Genomic DNA, 14,369 nt, shown 5'->3' with positions numbered 1-14,369 from the left:
CGGCCCTTGTCCCTTCGTGGACCTCCATTCGATCCCCGCACATGAGTCGAACCTGTCGCGATTTTGTGACAATAGTTCGCCAACCTGCCCCCCATCGTGGGGATTCGCGGCCGTAATGTTCGAACTATGTCACCGAAGAGCCGCCGTGCCGGCATACCTGCCCCGGACCCGGGCGACACCTGGGTGCCACGCCCCCGGCGCCGCGAGACCCCGCTCGGAATCCTGCGCCATGCGGCCACCTTCCTCGGCTCCAGCGTGCTCGGCGGCGTCCTGCTGGCGGGCCTGATCCTCCCGGCCGCCGGCGCGGTCGGCCTCGGGGCGAAGAACGGCGCCGAAGGCTTCGAGAGCATCCCCGACGACTTCAAGACCCCGCCGCTCACCCAGGCCACCCAGATCTACGACGCCAAGGGCGGCCTGATCGCCAAGGTCTACGAGCGCGACCGCACCGTGCTGACCGCCGAACAGATGTCACCGCTGATCCGCAAGGCCCAGGTGGACATCGAGGACGCGCGCTTCTACGAACACGGCGCGGTGGACCTCAAGGGCATCCTGCGGGCGATCACCAAGAACGCCGAGAGCGGCACCGCCGTGCAGGGTGCCTCCACCCTCACCCAGCAGTACGTGAAGAACGTCAACGTCGAGATGGCCGGCGATGATCCGGTGGCGGTGCGCGAGGCCCAGCGCAAGACCCTCGGCCGCAAGATCCAGGAACTCCGGTACGCCATCAAGCTGGAGGAGGACCTCCCGAAGGAGCAGATCCTCACCAACTACCTGAACATCACCTTCTACGGCCACCAGGCGTACGGCATCCAGGCAGCCTCCCAGCGCTACTTCAGCAAGGACGCCAAGGACCTCACCCTCCCCGAGGCGGCGATGCTCGCCGGGCTGGTGCAGAACCCGTCCCAGTACGACCCGAAGCTGCACCCGGTGGCCGCGCAGAAGCGCCGGGACACCGTCATCGACAAGATGCTGGAGAACAAGCACATCACCGCCGAGCAGGCCAAGGCGGCCAAGGCCGCCCCGCTCGGCCTCGACTACCGCGACCCGCAGAACGGTTGCATCACCGCCCAGGCCGGCATGGGGTTCTTCTGCGACTACGTGCGGCACGTCGTCAAGCAGGACCCGACGTTCGGCAAGACCGCCGCCGAGCGCAAGAAGCTCTGGGACACCGGCGGGCTGAACATCTACACCACCCTCGACCCGGACAAGCAGGCCGCCGCGCAGAACGCCGTCTCCACCAAGGTGTACGTCACCGACCCGGTCTCGGCGGCGATGACGATGGTCGAGCCGGGCACCGGCAAGATCCTCGCGATGGCCCAGACCCGCCCGTACGGCCTGGCGAAGGAGAAGAACCAGACCGTCGTCAACCTCAACGTGGACGCGGCGATGGGCGGCGGCATCGGCTTCCAGCCCGGCTCCAACTTCAAGCCGATCGTGGCCGCCGCCGCCCTGGAGGCCGGTCTGCCGCCCACCCAGCAGTACGACTCGCCGAACCGGATGGACTGGCCGACGATGAAGACCTGCGACGGCACCTGGAAGAACCTCAACAAGGGCAAGAAGGAGGGGGTCATCCCCAACGAGAGCCCGCGGGAGAAGGGCCCGTACGACCTCAAGGAGGCGATGGCCCTCTCCGTCAACACCTACTTCGTGCAGATGGAGCAGGAGATCGGGCTCTGCGCCGTCAAGCAGATGGCCGACAAGCTGGGCGTGACCGGCAAGGCCAGTGGCGACCCGCTCCAGGAGGTGCCGGCCCTCGGCCTCGGCACCCAGGAGGTCAGCCCGCTGACCATGGCCGACGTCTACGCGACCTTCGCCGCCCGGGGCAACTACTGCGCACCGCTGGCGATCAACCGGATCACCACGGTGGACGGCAAGGACGTCCCGGTGACCCCGGTCCGCTGCAACCAGGTGATGTCCCAGGACACCGCCGACGTGATCAACAGCGTGCTGCTCGGAGTGACCGAGAAGGGCGGCACCGCCCGCGACCTGCGACTGGACGACGACCGCCAGATCGCCGGCAAGACCGGCACCTCGGACGAGAAGAAGTCCGCCTGGTTCACCGGCTACACCGGCAACCTGGTCGGCTCGGTGTGGCTGGGCAGCCCGGGCACCAAGGTGCCGATGCGCAACATCCGGATCGGCGGCGAGTACCAGCCCGAGGTGTTCGGGGCGACCGGCCCGGGGCCGATCTGGCAGAAGGCGATGAGCGACGCCGTCCGCACCATGCCGGACAAGGAGTTCACCACCGTCTACATCCCGGACCCGGTCAGGCACGACCAGGGCTGCGGCACCCCCGGCAGCCCGCCCGGCACGGCCACCTGCACCGGATCGCCCACCCCGGGCAGCACCGGCAGGCCGCGCGCCACCAACCCGTCCACCGGCGGCCCGACCGGCCGCTACGCCCCGACCACCCCGCCGGACCGCTCGGACCCCTCGGACCCCTCGGGCCAGTGAGGGCCTGCACGGCCGCCGGCCCCGCATGAGTACCCGTACTCATGCGGGGCCGCGCCCCGTCGGCGGACGATGGACGCCATGCCGCACAGCTTCCCCGGCGTCCCCGCCGTCCGCTGGCCCTCGACCGGCTACCTGGCGGTCTGCCTGCTGCTCATCCCGGCCGCCGCCCGCGAACTGCGGGCCGGCGTCGCGGCCGCCCACTCCGTCCGGCAGTGGCGGGCGGTGTTGCTGACCATGCCGACCTTCCTGCTCACGACGATCGTCAACCCCTTCCCGGACGGCACCCCGGCCCGCTTCCTCTCCGCCACCATCCGCGGCGCGGCCGGCAACGCGGCCCTGCTGGCGCTGGCCGCCCACGCCCTCGGACTGGGGTAGCCGCCGTGCGTGGCCGCCGTGTTGGTAGCACCCGCTACACCTCGCTACGCTCACGCCCATGAAGCAGCTGACCGCGCGCCCGGAGACCGTCGCGCACGAGGCCCCGAATCCCACGCAGGCCCGGCGGCCGAAGTCCGCAGCGGAGCCCGGCCCGTACCCCGCCGACGCGGCGGCCGCGGCGTGATCCTCCGGATCGACCGGGCCTGGCTGCTCGACATCGCCCACCAGTTCGTGCCCGGCGACCCGGACGTCATCGACTACGGCACCCTCGCCGCCGCCGTCGCCCGGCATGCCGACGAGGTCATGGACGTCCCCGTCTACGAGGCCGTGAACCAGCGCGCGGCCGCCCTGATGCACCAGCTGATCCGCGTCCCGGCACTCGAGTCCGCCAACGAACACTTCGCCGCCGTGGTCGCCGCCTCCTACCTCGCCGCGTCCGGCGTCATCGTCACCGCCGGCCCCGAACAGGCCGTCGAACTCGCCGCCAGCATCCGCGCGGGCACCGCCGACGTCCGCGAGGCCGCAGCCGTCATCCGCACCTGGTACCGCTGACGCCCGCCCGCGACCGCCGAACGGGCACGCCGGGTACCGCGCGCCGGGGGCGTGCGCCTGGCGGGCGGTGTTGCCCTGCCCGTCAGTGCCCGGTGCGGAATCGTTCGCGTCCGCCTGATTTCGCCGAATCGCCCCCGGGCCGTCGGCTGCTCTGGCATGCTCACTCGAACGGCAGCAGACATCGGGTGACCGATGCGTGACTCGGCGTCAAGGGTGGGCAGTGCAGTACACGATCAGCGCGACCGCGTTCCTCGCGATCCTCATCGTCATCCGGCTCCGCCGCCGCACCGAGGCCCGCAGCCGTACCGACGAGGTGTTCACCGTCTTCACCGCGGTCGTGTTCGGAGTCCTGATCGCCGCCACGTCCTTGGGCCACGCCATCCTCCAACTCGTCGGCGCCGCCGTCGAGGCCACCCACTGACACCACCCCGACGCCGATGAGCGCCCCCACCAGGGCGGACGCAGCACGATGTCAAGCGCGTTCGTCACCGCCCCTGTCGGTAGGCCATCCTGGTGTCCTTGGCCGTCCTCGTACGTCGTGAGGTGTTCCCCATCGGTAAGAAGAGCGGATCGACACTGGCCGCATGGCTGCGCGGTCTCGACTCGGCCGCGTTGGAGCGCGTCCTGGCGGCGCGCCCGGACGCCGCGTCGGCTCCGGAGCCGCGCTCGGTCGGTGAGTTGGCGGAGCGTCTTCAGCGCCCGGCGTCGGTGGCGCTGGTCCTGCCCCGGCTCACGCTGCCGTGCCTGCAGGTGGCGGAGGCCCTCGCCGCCCTGGCGTCCCCGTCCCGGGAGGACCTGGCAGGCCTCCTGGACGCGACGTACGGCGAACGCGCCCACGGCCTGGCCGCCGTCCTGGAGGTGCTGGCCGATCGCGCGCTGGTGTGGCCGGACGGCAACGGCCGGCTGCACACGGCGGGGCCGCTGCGGCAGGCCTGGGGCTCACCCCTGGGCCTGGACCCCTCACTGACCCAACTCGTGGCGCACGTCACCTCGGACGAACTGGCGCGCCTCCTGGCGAAGCTCGGCATCAAGCCGACCGGCAACAACAAGCAGCAGCGGCTGGCGGCGCTGGTCGACCACCACGGCGATCCGGACCGGGTCGTCGCGCTGGTGGCGAAGGCGCCCGCGGCCACCCGGGAGCTGCTGGAGCGGCGGGCGCTGCGGGCACCGAGGCAGCCGGGCTTCATCATGTTCGGGGCTCCGCCGGACGCCTCCGAGCCCGGCCTCCGATGGGCGCTGGAGCGTGGGTTGCTGATCGAGGACCGCCACCGGTACGGGCCGGCCCGGATGCCCGCGGAAGTGGCCCTCGCCCTGCGCGGCCCCGAGTGGCACGCCCCGTTCATGCCCGTCGCACCCCTCGTGCGGTCGGTGCCCGTCACCGTCCCGGAGGTCGAACGGGAGGCCGCGGCCGCCTCGATGGCGTTCGCCGCCCACGCCGTCTCCGTCCTCGGGGTGTGCGCGGCCGCGCCACCGGCCCGGCTCAAGGCCGGAGGGATCGGCGCTCGCGAGCTGTCCCGGATCGGCAAGGCCGCGCAGTGCGACGAGCTGCCGGTACGCCTCGTACTGGAGACGGCGAGCGCCGCCGGACTGCTGGCCCGGGACCGCGACCGGGTCGCCGCGACCGCCGCCTACGACACCTGGGCCGAGGAGGAACCCGCCGAGCAACTCGCCGTCCTGCTCCGGGCTTGGTGGGAGCTCCCGCTGACGCCCGGCGGAAGCCGCGACGAGGACGGCAAGGCCCTGCCGGCCCTCGCCGGGGCCCCGCCCTGCGGCGGCTGCGTCCAGGCCCGGCACGCACTGCTCACGGCCGCGTCCCAGCTCCCCACCGGCGAAGGCGCGGCGCACCCCGCGGACCTGGGGGCGCTGATCGTCTGGCTCCGCCCGCTCGTCGACGAACTCCCGCAGGACACCGCGCCGTTCGCCACCCTGACCCGGGAGGCGGAACTGCTCGGCGCACTCGCCCTCGGGGCCGTGACCCCGATCGGCGCAGCCCTGCTCGCCGACGACGCCGAAGCCCTGACCGCCGCCTGCCGACGGCTGCTGCCCGCCGCCAGCGGGACGGCCCGCTTCGGCAGCGACCTCACGGCCGTGGTCTCCGGCACACCGTCCGCGGCCCTCGCCGCCCTGCTGGACTCCGCCGCGGACCGGGAGAGCGCCGGCGCGGCCTCCGTCTGGCGGTTCAGCCCGGGCAGTGTCCGCCGCGCCCTCGACGCGGGCCTCACCCCCGACGCCCTCACGGCCGACCTGGCCGCCGTCGCCGCCGAACCGCTTCCCCAGCCGCTCTGCTACCTGATCCACGACACCGCGCGCAGCCACGGCCGGGTGCGCGTCGTCGCCGCGGCCTGCGTGATCCACGGCCAGGAACCCGCCCTGCTGGCCGAGTTGGCCGCCCACCGCAAGCTCGCCCCACTCGGCCTGCGGCAGCTGGCACCCACGGTGCTGATCAGCCGGACCCCACCGGACAAGACCCTCGCGGCCCTGCGCGCCGCGGGCTACGCCCCCGTCGCCGAGAAGCCCGACGGGACCGTACGGATCGAACGGGCCCAGCACCACCGCGCGGCGCACCCGCTCCCGTCCCCGCGCCCGCCCCGCGGCAGCTCCCGCACGCAGCGCACGGACGCCGGCACCGCGAACGCGGCGCCGCCCGTCGACCTGCGCGCCCTCGCCACCCGGCTCCGCGACGGGCCGCAGGACGTCCCGGAGCCCGACCCGTACGACGGCCGTCCCTTCGCCAGCGACACCGAGGAGATCATCGCCGGGCACGCGCGCAACCTGACCTTCACCGACGTCCGCCAGCTGGCCCACGCCGTCGACGAACGGCAGGCCATCACGATCGAGTACGTCGCCACCTCGGGCAACGCGACCGTCCGCACCCTCAGCCGGCTCGAACTCGACGCCCCCTACCTGAACGCCTGGTGCCACCTGCGCGACGACGAGCGCGTGTTCACCCTCTCCCGCATCCACGGCGTGATGCCCGGGTAGCCCGGGGCGGGAAGGGGCACCCTCGTCGACCGCGCCACACCACCTGCCCCCGTCGTCCTCGCTCTCCTCGTCCTCGGGCTCGTCGTCTTCGGATCCGGCGATCTCCGTGAGGTGGGCGTCGGAGTCGTACACCTCGATCAGGCCGTGGTCGGGCCTGGCTACGGTGTCGAAACCATGCTTACGCCCCCGAGCGCAGCGAGGTCAACCGGCGGCCCGGGCGGCGGCCGGCAGCGGTTCGACTCCGACGATGCGGCGGATGCGCGTGGGCTCGATGAACACGGTGACCCGCCGCTCGCCGGGAATGCGCCAGCCGTACTCCTCGACGCCGAGGTACTTGTGGGCGAGGCGGTCCATCTGCCGGTCGGCCTGCTCACCGGTCACGAACTCGACCGCCCGGCCGTGGATCTGGACGCGGTCGTACGGATCGGCCGGGTCGGCGTTGGAGAGGCAGACGCGCGGGTCGTGACGCAGGTTGCGTTCCTTGACCCGGCCGATGGAGGTGTTGAAGAACACCCGGTCATCCTCCAGACCGATCCACATCGGCGTGACGTGCGGGGCGCCGTCCGCCCCGGTGGTCGCCACGAACCAGATCCGCGCCTCCGCCACCCGTGCCCGGATGTCCTCCGTCCACATGCCCATTCGGCCGCCGTCCCTTCGCCTCGTTCTCGTAGCGGCCCCCGTCCGGTGCCCGCCCTCAGGTGATGTTGCCCCAACGCGGCGAGCCCGACCCGGATGAACACGGGACCGGGCCGAGTGTGCACCATCCCCGTTGTTCGCCGGCGTCGCCCCACGCACCCTCACCGTCGGAGGCGGCGAGCCGTTCACCCGCAGCGGCGCGGCCGGCGCCGGAGCGGCCCTGCGCGCGGCCCGAACGGCCGCGGTCGGGCCCGGTCGAACCGGCCCCGACCGGATGGCCCGTCCTACTGGGCACAGTCGGCGAGCCCTCCGCCACAGCGGTACCGTCAGCTCGCCTTCCAGGCCAGCGGCTTGCCGTCCTTGTCGATCCACAGCAGGTACGTCAACGGCTTGTCGGCCGGCGCCAGGTAGATCGCGCACTCGTGCTCGCTCTGTCCCTTGACGAAGTCCTTGCCGCCCTGCGGGACATCGCTCTCGCACTTCGGGAAGCTGCTGAGCAGGTCGACCTTGCGGGCCTGGGCGGTGTCGCTGACCATCGCCCGCAGCTGCCGGTTGAAGTAGGGCTCGAAGATCCCGTTGCCGCCGGTGTGGGTGTAGGTGACGTTCACGTAGTACGGCGTCTTCCCGGCCATGTCCTCCGGCTTGAGGAACTTGGCCAGATCGCCGATGTCGCCCTTCACCACACCCGTCGGGGCGATGCTGAGGGAGATGTCGCCCTTCTCGTTGTCGGGGTAGGTGCCCTGGGCCTTCGCTCCGACGGCCAAGGCACCCGGGAAGCGACTTCCTGCCGTGGAACCCGAGGACGGGCTCGAACTCGATCCGACCTGCGCGGGTGCGGAGGCCGAAGACGTGACGGCCGGCGCAGTCGTGCCGATCGGGTCACCCGCGGAGGTGGTCGCCGAGGGCCCGGCAGCGGAGGCGTCGGCGCCGCTCTGGTCCGGCCCGCAGGCGCTCAGCAGGAGGGCGAGCGCCGCAGTCGTCGGCACGGCCGCGCGCAGCAGGAGGTCGGTACGCATGCAAGGACTCCGTGGAGGGTGGCGTAGGGACGGCAGGAGCTCCGAGGGAGCCGGGCTGCCGTGGCGGATGGTCGGACCAGCCGGACAACTGCCCGTGGCGACTTCGCCCTTGACCCGTCGCGATGTGAGCCGGCAAACGATGTGAGCCGGCAAACCGGAAGACGGGAGGTGGTGAAGCGCGTGCTCGGAGTTGCTGCTGGGCACATGCCCCCATGCTCCGGTGGCCACGGCCGGGCCGGCGTGAGTACGGGTACCCAAACTGACCCGCGCTGTTACTCAATCACGCCCGTGCAGGAGGAAGGTCGCCGGAGCGGCCGTTCACCGTCTCGCCGGCCTTCGAACCCACGCGCCCGGCTCGTCGAACGCCCAGAGGTCCTCGCGGCGTGACCCGGTGGCCGCGAGGAACGGCCCGATGTGCGACGGCGGGGGACTACTGCCCGATGTGGACCCGCAGCGCCGCCGCGAACCACGCGAACACCGGCGCCAGGCTTGGCGGAACGGGCCATCCGTTGATGACCGCCAGCAGGTGCCAGTACCGTTCCGCGCGGGGGTCGCCGGCGATCTCCAGGCGGGTCAGCAGCCAGTGGCGCAGGTCGGCGTCGTCGGCGCGGCCGAAGGTCTGGGCATAGCAAGCGGTCAGGGCGTCGAGGATGTGTGCGGCCTCGGCAGAGGTCGGGGCGATGCCGGACTCGAGCGCGTGGCCGATCCTGTCGCGCACGGTCTCGGTGAGGTCGTGGTGCAGCCCGGTGGAGTCGCCCCGGGCGCGCTCCGCCGCTTGGTACTGCGCCATGCGGCGGACGGCGGCGCGGAAGTCCGCCCTGCTGGAGGCTCAAGCTCCTTCGCTGGTCCCGATCCGGCGATCGGTGCGACCCGGCGGTCCGTTGTCGGTGAGCGTGTGCAGAATGGCCGACCATGAACCGGATGCCCACTCTCCCCCTGACCGTGCCGCGCTCGCTGGCCGACGCCCACGGTCTCGATCCGGCCGGCGACGGGTGGGTCCTCCTCCCGAAGCACGCCGTGGCCACACCGGCTGGCGACACCTACACGCTCTCGACCGTGTGGCGCTACTGGCGCGGCAGCGGCGACCCGACCTCGGCCGCTCACTGCAACCTCAACTACCAGGTGATCACCCGCCACGACCCCGACGGCACACCCGTCGCCACCGCCCTGTACGGGCACCCGCGACCGGACGGCACTCCGTCGGCGATCCCGTACGCGAACAGCGAGACGCTGGCGCTCCTTCCGGACGGGACGGTCGCCGCCAGCGGGCACCCAGGAAGCACCCACCTGTTCCCGCCCGACCTCAGCCGGGTCCTGGCCACCTGGCAGACGCCGCACGACCGGCAGTACGAACAGGATGAGCAGCAGCCCGAGCAGGACGGTGGCGACCTGTTCGCCTCGTCGATCGCGGTCACGCCCTCCGGCCGGCTGCTCTGCGCGACGTCCGAGTACGGCCTGGCCAACTGGGCCGACGCGCACCTCAACGTCGTCGCGCTCTCCGAGTCCGGCAGCGCGCTCGCCCCCGGCTCGAAGGCCACCCTGCGGGCGCTGACGGCCCTGGAGACGCGCGCCGACCGGCAGACCGACGCCCACCGGCAGCCGCACGTCGTCCACGACGGCGCGCCGCTCTGGCGGGACAACCGCCCCTCGCCCTCCCTGATCGACCTCCTCTCGGAGCTGACCGGCACTTCCGGCACGCTGGGCGGCCACCAGGACGGCACGATGACCCGCCCCAGCGCCCTGGCCGACGACCTCTTCGTCGTCCCGGTCTTCGGCCGGACCTACCGGTCGAGCAACCGCGGCCAGCAGTTCAGCTTCGCGCTCGTCGACGACCAGGGCGGGCTGCGGGGCCGGCTGGAAGGACTCGACCTCAGGGAGGACAGCCCGTTCACCGGCTTCGACTTCACGGTCGTGGCCGACCCGTACCGCGGCAGGGCCTTCCACCTCAACCGCTACGGCTTCTACGCCTGGACCGCCGACGGGAAACCGCGCTCCCGGATCTCCACCGCGGACAAGCCGTTCAAGTCCCTCGTCCACTTCGCGCTGCTGGAGTGCACCCCGGCCGGTGAGGTCCTCCTCGTCCACCGCAAGCAGCACCTGCTGCTGCGCGTCCCGGTGCCGCAGGACCTCGACGCCCTGCCCGCCGCCGTCGAGACCGCGCTCAAGGGGTACGGCTCCGGGCGCCTCGCGCTGAAGAAGCAGTACGCGCCGGTCAACTGGACCTGGCTGGACAGCGCGGCACCGGTGTTCCATCACTGAGCCAGGGCCCGGCCCTGGATACGGGGGCGGTGCACCGGGCCGGTACGATCCTGCTCGCCGCGCACGCAGGTGCGCGGGCGGGGGGTTGGGGCGCGGTGCGCCCGCGCTGTGTTCTGTCTTCTGCCTTCTGCTTTCTGTTCTTCGTCCGTGCCCGGTGCCCGCTCAGGGACCGCTCGGGTACGGGTGGCGGCCCCTCCCCGTCCGCTAGGAAAGCAGTTCATGGTCTTCTTGTCGCTCGTGGTGCTCGTGGTGCTCGTGGTCGTCGCGGGTAGGTTCGTCGTCTCGCGGGTCGCCCGGGAACGGCGGAGCCTCCGGGAGACCGAGCTGCGGCGCAGGCTGGTCCCGCGCGAGCAGCTCGTGCTTCGGGGGGACGAGCCGTCCGCGGAGTTGGCGACCGCGCTCGACGCGGCCGAGGGCGGGGACTGGCGCCCGGTGGCCGAGTACCTGGCCGAAGCCGACGCCGACCGCGACCGCGACGCGAACCGGCGCTGGATGCGGATGGAGCCGCTGAGCACCGCGGCGGCGAAGGAGGACCACTGGCTGCGGCTGTGGCGCGAGGAGGAGCCGCGCAGCGCGGTGGCCGCCCTGCTGCAGACCGACGCGCTGGTCGGGCTCGCCTGGGAGATCCGTACCGACAGGTACGCCTCCGAGGTGACCATGGAGCAGGCCCGCGGGTTCCACCGCGTCCTGCGCGAGGCGGAACAGGCCGCCCGGGAGGCCGTTGAACTGGCACCGGCGGAGGACCCCAACCCCTGGGTGGCGCAGATCGCCATCGACATGGGACTGGGCTGGTCGCACGAGGACTTCCGTGAGCTCTGGGCCGAGGTGACGGCCCGTGACCCGCACCACCTGCGGGCCCACGAGGGCGCGTTGCAGTACTGGTGCGCCAAGTGGCACGGCAGCCACGAGCTGATGCACGCCTTCGTCGATGCCGCGCTCGTCGACGCGCCGGCCGGCAGCCTGCTGACCACCCTGCGGGTGCGGGCGTACCTCGAACAGAACACCCGCGACAAGGCAGGGGCGGCCGCCTACCGGACGCCCGAGTTCACGGCGGCCGTGGACGCCCTGCTGGCCGACCTGGAGCAGGCGGATCCGGCGCATCCGCAGCTCCAGACTGCCCGGGGCTGGGCTGCCTGGTCGCTGGTCATGAACGCCCGGGTGGCGCTGGCGTTCGAACAGTTCCAGCTGATGGGCCGTGAGGTGGCCGGCCCCTGGCTCAACTACGACGATCCGCGGACGGCCTTCGACCGGATGCGTGAGATCACCGTGCAGGCGATCGGCCGGGCGAAGGTCTGACACCTGACCGCCTGACGGGCCGGTGCGGCTGCGCGCGCCGCACCGGCCCGGCCCCTACGGCCGCAGGATGAGCGAGCGGCCCACCGGCGTCCACTTCATCGCCTACAGCTTCGGGCCCGTGCCCGATCCCGCCCGCCTCGTGCTCGTCGTCCAGCATCCGTCAAGGTGCACCGGCACCGGCAGCAGCCCGAAAGCGCGTTGCACGGCCGCCGGAGCGACGACTACTCTCACTCGCATCGACGTGTAGCTCAGCAGTAGAGCACCGGGCTCCTAACCCGGAGGGCGCAGGGGCAGGACCTGCCACGTCGGCTTATGGACGACGACGCTGAGCAGCAGCACTCCACCGGAGCCGGGGCAACCACGCAGTACCCGCAGCACCAGCTGGCCCGGGCACTCCTCACCTCAGTGGTCCACGGCGACGGCCGGACCCGGCTGCGCGCCGAGGCCCGGGCGGACCGCTGGCGCGCGGTACTCGCCGGGATGGCCGAGGGCCGCCTGGTCATCGGCTCGGGCACCCCGGTCGCCGGCCTGCCGGCCTGGGTGACGCCCGAGGTCGTACGCGGCGGCTTCGCCACCTCCGCCGCCAGTGCCGAGGGCCCGCTCCAGCCGTACGAACGCGAGGCCGCGACCCGGGCGAGGATCCCGGCCGAGCGCGGGGCGCTCTTCGCGTACTGCCTCACCGAACCCGGCCTGGCCCGGCTGTACGAGTTGCTGGACAGCGGCCGCTACCAGGTCACCGTGCCCGAGGAGGCGGCGCTGCTGACGGTGGCCTGGCTGGTGCGCGCCGGGGACACGGCCGCCGCGCTGGACCTCGTCGACACCCTCGAACCGTTCGCCGGCCGGCTGCGCTTCACCCCCCGCCCCGCCGCGCTGCCCGCACCGGACGCCGACGCCGTACACCGTCGCACCGCCGGCGACGCCCACGCCGCCCTGACCCGCCGACGGCCCAACCCGGCCGTCGAAGCGCAGCGCGAGGCCCTGACCGTCTGGCAGCCCTTCGGCGATCGACTGCTCGCCCACTGGCTGGAGACCGCCACCACCGGACCGGTGCTGGAGCACGCACCCGACACCTCCTGGCTCCAACGCGGCGCCCTCCTGCTCCGCCAGTACGAGGAACTCGCCGCCGTCCACACCCGCTGCACCAAGCACCGCAACCCGAAGGAGAACCTCGGCATCCTCCGCGGCGCCCTCGCGGAAACCCTTGCCGGCCGGACCCTGGACCCGCGCCGACTCGGACTGCTGCGCCACGCCGTCGAGTCCATGCTGCGCCGCCGCGGCCGACCGGGCTCCGCCCCGCACACCGAACTGCGCGCCCGCCAGGCCGTCCAGGCCGCCCGGCTCTCCCACCACCACCTCGCCCAACTCGTGCTGCGCCGCCTCGACGGGCTGCGCCCCGACACCGGCATCGCCGACGTCCAACCGCTGATCGCCGACGTCTCGCCACGCGAAGCACAGGAGACCGGACTGCCCGCGGGCGAACCCGTACCCCCGGCGATCCGCCGCGTGGTGGAAGCCGCGACGAGCGCCCCGCTCGGCACCCTCGTCGAACGCGGCATCGTGCCCTCCGCCGAAGCCCTGGCCGAACTGGTCCCCCAACTGACCGCCGCCACCAGCGCCCAGGCCCACCAGGACGACGCGCTGCGCACCCTCGCGGCCGCCAACTACCGGGCCTTCCGCAACCGCCGCTCGCTGCTCCTGTACAACCTCGCGGCCCAGGTACGGGTCGACGAACTGCCCTGGGTACGGGCAGTGGCCGCGCACCGCGCCGACGAGGACGGCCGCGAACCGGCCCGGGTCGCACTGCGCCGCCTCGGCGAACTGGCCGTCCAGGCCTTCCCCGGCACCCTCCTGCCCAACCCGCTGGTGCGCGAACTCGCAGTCCTCGCAAGCAAGTCAGGCCTCGAGGCGCCGCTCGTCGAGGAACTCGCGGCGGACATCTTCATGGGCACCTTCACGCCGAAGTTCCTCGAAGCGGCGAACGTCGCCGCGGACCTGCTCGACGGCACCCTGTACGAGCGCTACTACGCCATCGACTACGCGGCCGTACGCGACCTCGCGGCAGCGGCAGCGGCAGCGGCAGCGCCAGCGGCGAGCGGCGGGCCCCGGACCCGTGCGACCCGCACCTCCGGCGGATTCGCCGAGCTGTGCGTCCAGCGCGCCGGGGAGTTCGCGGGCCGGTCGGTCGCCGCCAACGGCAAGATCATCGAACAGTCCCAGATCCTCACCACCCACAACCTGGCCACCCTGGTCGCCCGGGTCGGCATCAACCCCCGACCCGGCTGGGAGGACCTGGCCCGCCGCAGCTTCACCACCGTCTGCCGCACCACGGCCCGCATCCACAACAACCCGCGCCCGCTGCCCACCATCAAGGACACGGCCTACGCCTGGCGCCAGATGGTCTTCCAACTCTCCCTCTGCGAACCCGCGGTCCAGGCCCGCGTCATCGCCGCACTCGACGACGAAGCCGCCCGCCACCCCAGCCACGTCACCGCCCGCCTCGCCCCCGCCCTGACCGGCCTACGCCAGGCCGCAGCCGGCCGCCCGGCGGACGCGGGCGCCGGCCGACTCCTCCTCGGCTGGACCACGGGACCACACTGGCTGCGCAACGACGCCGGCCGCGCCTGACTTTCGCGCCTGGGAACTACGTCGGGAAGGACGGGCGACGGTTCGTGCGCTGCCCCCCACCTGTGCCGATCGTGTACTGCCTGCCCCTGTGCTCGCTATCGAACTGATGGGCGTGCTGTGTCTCAGGTGACGCAGGGGCTGGCGACGGCCGGCGGCCGGTGGGATCGCGTTGGG

Annotated in this window: 12 protein-coding genes and 1 tRNA gene; 10 read left to right on the top strand and 3 right to left on the bottom strand. The window is 72.8% G+C overall.

Going from position 1 to position 14,369, the window contains the following annotated elements; translation table 11 throughout:
- The first annotated feature begins 126 nt into the window (after positions 1 to 126).
- From ACWCYO_RS13800 to ACWCYO_RS13775, 6 genes are all read left to right on the top strand, one after another.
- Positions 127 to 2,454 carry a transglycosylase domain-containing protein gene (locus ACWCYO_RS13800; protein WP_449784358.1) on the top strand — a complete coding sequence of 776 codons (2,328 nt, stop codon included), beginning with the start codon at positions 127 to 129 and terminating at the stop codon, positions 2,452 to 2,454.
- Between the two features lie 78 nt (positions 2,455 to 2,532).
- Positions 2,533 to 2,829 carry a hypothetical protein gene (locus ACWCYO_RS13795; RefSeq protein ID WP_449784357.1) on the top strand — a complete coding sequence of 99 codons (297 nt, stop codon included), beginning with the start codon at positions 2,533 to 2,535 and terminating at the stop codon, positions 2,827 to 2,829.
- A 58-nt stretch (positions 2,830 to 2,887) separates the two neighbouring features.
- The gene (locus ACWCYO_RS13790) at positions 2,888 to 3,013 is read left to right on the top strand and encodes a hypothetical protein (protein WP_449784356.1); all 126 of its coding nucleotides are present in this window, start codon (positions 2,888 to 2,890) and stop codon (positions 3,011 to 3,013) included.
- Positions 3,010 to 3,381, top strand: a complete 372-nt coding sequence (locus ACWCYO_RS13785; RefSeq protein WP_449784355.1) for a fic family toxin-antitoxin system, toxin component — start codon at positions 3,010 to 3,012, stop codon at positions 3,379 to 3,381. Before ACWCYO_RS13790 ends, ACWCYO_RS13785 begins: the two co-directional genes overlap by 4 nt.
- Before the next feature lie 220 nt (positions 3,382 to 3,601).
- Positions 3,602 to 3,802 carry a hypothetical protein gene (locus tag ACWCYO_RS13780; protein WP_270149517.1) on the top strand — a complete coding sequence of 67 codons (201 nt, stop codon included), beginning with the start codon at positions 3,602 to 3,604 and terminating at the stop codon, positions 3,800 to 3,802.
- Between the two features lie 98 nt (positions 3,803 to 3,900).
- A complete protein-coding gene (locus tag ACWCYO_RS13775) occupies positions 3,901 to 6,363 on the top strand; it encodes a helicase C-terminal domain-containing protein (protein WP_449784354.1) in 2,463 nt (820 codons plus the stop codon).
- 201 nt (positions 6,364 to 6,564) lie between these two features.
- Here ACWCYO_RS13775 and ACWCYO_RS13770 read toward each other — a convergent pair whose 3' ends face one another.
- The 3 genes from ACWCYO_RS13770 to ACWCYO_RS13760 form a co-directional block, all read right to left on the bottom strand.
- Positions 6,565 to 7,002, bottom strand: coding sequence for a PPOX class F420-dependent oxidoreductase (locus tag ACWCYO_RS13770; RefSeq protein ID WP_270149521.1), 438 nt, complete (start codon positions 7,000 to 7,002; stop codon positions 6,565 to 6,567).
- 323 nt (positions 7,003 to 7,325) lie between these two features.
- Positions 7,326 to 8,015 (bottom strand): hypothetical protein, encoded by a 690-nt coding sequence (locus ACWCYO_RS13765; RefSeq protein ID WP_449784353.1) that lies wholly within the window; start codon positions 8,013 to 8,015, stop codon positions 7,326 to 7,328.
- Between the two features lie 430 nt (positions 8,016 to 8,445).
- Positions 8,446 to 8,805, bottom strand: coding sequence for a hypothetical protein (locus ACWCYO_RS13760; RefSeq protein ID WP_449784352.1), 360 nt, complete (start codon positions 8,803 to 8,805; stop codon positions 8,446 to 8,448).
- Positions 8,806 to 8,936: 131 nt separating this feature from the next.
- Between ACWCYO_RS13760 and ACWCYO_RS13755 the strand changes: the two genes are divergently transcribed.
- From ACWCYO_RS13755 to ACWCYO_RS13740, 4 genes are all read left to right on the top strand, one after another.
- On the top strand, positions 8,937 to 10,274 hold the full coding sequence (locus ACWCYO_RS13755; RefSeq protein WP_449784351.1) for a hypothetical protein: 1,338 nt from the start codon (positions 8,937 to 8,939) through the stop codon (positions 10,272 to 10,274).
- A gap of 219 nt (positions 10,275 to 10,493) precedes the next feature.
- The gene (locus ACWCYO_RS13750; protein WP_449784350.1) at positions 10,494 to 11,570 is read left to right on the top strand and encodes a hypothetical protein; all 1,077 of its coding nucleotides are present in this window, start codon (positions 10,494 to 10,496) and stop codon (positions 11,568 to 11,570) included.
- Between the two features lie 237 nt (positions 11,571 to 11,807).
- A tRNA-Arg gene (locus ACWCYO_RS13745) sits at positions 11,808 to 11,879 on the top strand.
- A gap of 3 nt (positions 11,880 to 11,882) precedes the next feature.
- On the top strand, positions 11,883 to 14,195 hold the full coding sequence (locus ACWCYO_RS13740; RefSeq protein WP_449784349.1) for a hypothetical protein: 2,313 nt from the start codon (positions 11,883 to 11,885) through the stop codon (positions 14,193 to 14,195).
- Positions 14,196 to 14,369: the final 174 nt, after the last annotated feature.

Source organism: Kitasatospora sp. NPDC001683, assembly GCF_053596495.1.
The sequence above is the reverse complement of the archived record's forward strand: the minus strand, read 5'-3'. Positions and strand labels throughout refer to the sequence as shown.

Coding starts and splice junctions, on each gene's coding strand:
- ACWCYO_RS13755 (WP_449784351.1), top strand. CDS start 8,937: ATGCCCACTCTCCCCCTGACCGTGCCGCGCTCGCTGGCCGACGCCCAC.
- ACWCYO_RS13795 (WP_449784357.1), top strand. CDS start 2,533: ATGCCGCACAGCTTCCCCGGCGTCCCCGCCGTCCGCTGGCCCTCGACC.
- ACWCYO_RS13800 (WP_449784358.1), top strand. CDS start 127: ATGTCACCGAAGAGCCGCCGTGCCGGCATACCTGCCCCGGACCCGGGC.
- ACWCYO_RS13760 (WP_449784352.1), bottom strand. CDS start 8,805: ATGGCGCAGTACCAAGCGGCGGAGCGCGCCCGGGGCGACTCCACCGGG.
- ACWCYO_RS13740 (WP_449784349.1), top strand. CDS start 11,883: ATGGACGACGACGCTGAGCAGCAGCACTCCACCGGAGCCGGGGCAACC.
- ACWCYO_RS13750 (WP_449784350.1), top strand. CDS start 10,494: ATGGTCTTCTTGTCGCTCGTGGTGCTCGTGGTGCTCGTGGTCGTCGCG.
- ACWCYO_RS13770 (WP_270149521.1), bottom strand. CDS start 7,002: ATGGGCATGTGGACGGAGGACATCCGGGCACGGGTGGCGGAGGCGCGG.
- ACWCYO_RS13765 (WP_449784353.1), bottom strand. CDS start 8,015: ATGCGTACCGACCTCCTGCTGCGCGCGGCCGTGCCGACGACTGCGGCG.
- ACWCYO_RS13790 (WP_449784356.1), top strand. CDS start 2,888: ATGAAGCAGCTGACCGCGCGCCCGGAGACCGTCGCGCACGAGGCCCCG.